Origin of the sequence: Alteromonas sp. MMG017, from assembly GCF_018100795.1 — a bacterium.
Taxonomy (GTDB): Bacteria; Pseudomonadota; Gammaproteobacteria; order Enterobacterales; family Alteromonadaceae; genus Alteromonas.
This window is the reverse complement of sequence record NZ_JAGJDY010000036.1, coordinates 1-1,135: the sequence shown is the minus strand read 5'-3', so window position 1 is coordinate 1,135 and position 1,135 is coordinate 1. Positions and strand designations below refer to the sequence as shown.

Below are 1,135 nucleotides of genomic sequence, written 5' to 3'. Positions count from 1 at the left end.
TGTAGATTCAAGTGGTCAATGCAACAGTTATACTAAAATACTGATTTGCATGAGGACTTTGGATGAAGCGAACAAAACGTACGTTTACTCAAGATGAGAGAACACTTGTTTTTGATTTATGGAAGCAAGGTGCTGGGTTCAGTGATATTGGTCGTATCATTGAGGCAAAGCCTGGATCGGTCTTCACAATTTTACGTGAAGATGGTGGCATTAAACCTAGACCAAGGCGTCGTAATATTTCTCACCTAACACTTTCAGAACGAGAAGAAATCCGTGTTTCATTGTCTGCAAAGATGAGCATTAGAGCGATAGCTAAACAACTAGGCCGCTCTCCCTCGACCATATCGCGTGAAATCGCCAGAAATAGAGGGCGTAGATATTACAAAGCAGTTGATGCTGATAACCGTGCGAAACGCATGGCCAAGCGGCCAAAGCCAGGTGTTTTAGAAAAATACCCAGAGCTGAAAAAATTGGTTATAGAGAAGCTGGAGTTGAAGTGGTCGCCAGAGCAAATATCTGGTTGGTTACGTGTCGAGTATTCTCGGCGTAAGAAAATGCAGGTATCACACGAAACCATTTATAAGTCATTGTACGTTAGAGCAAGGAATATCATTCATCACTCGTTGACTGAACATTTACGAAGAAAGCGGCCTATGCGGCACAGCCGCTTTCATAGCCGTAAAGGAGACAGAGGCTCCATCAACATAGTTAACGGCATTTCAATTCACGAACGCTCTAAACATATCGAAAATCGACGTTCCCTCGGCCACTGGGAAGGCGACTTAGTAACCGGCTCTAAAAACACTCATATTGCCACATTGGTAGACCGAAAATCGCGTTTCACAATCATCTTGAAGTTAGCAGGAAAAGACGCAGATTCAGTGAATACAGCATTATTGGCGGTGTTTAAAAAAATGCCTTCTAAATACCGCAGATCGCTTACTTGGGATAGGGGAATGGAACTGGCTAAACATAGCGTTTTAACAGCTGAATTTGGCATGCCAGTTTACTTCTGCGATCCACAATGTCCATGGCAACGAGGTACGAACGAAAACACTAATAGCCTTATTCGACAATACTTTCCTAAGAAAACGGATCTATCACTGCACTCGCAAGAACGACTCAGTGAAGTCGC

1 protein-coding gene is annotated in these 1,135 nt (G+C 43.3%); it reads left to right on the top strand.

Annotation, left to right across the window (positions count from 1 at the left end; translation table 11 throughout):
- Positions 1-62: 62 nt before the first annotated feature.
- The coding region (locus tag J8L84_RS20095; protein WP_211072256.1) for an IS30 family transposase at positions 63-1,135 on the top strand (1,073 nt) is incomplete at its 3' end.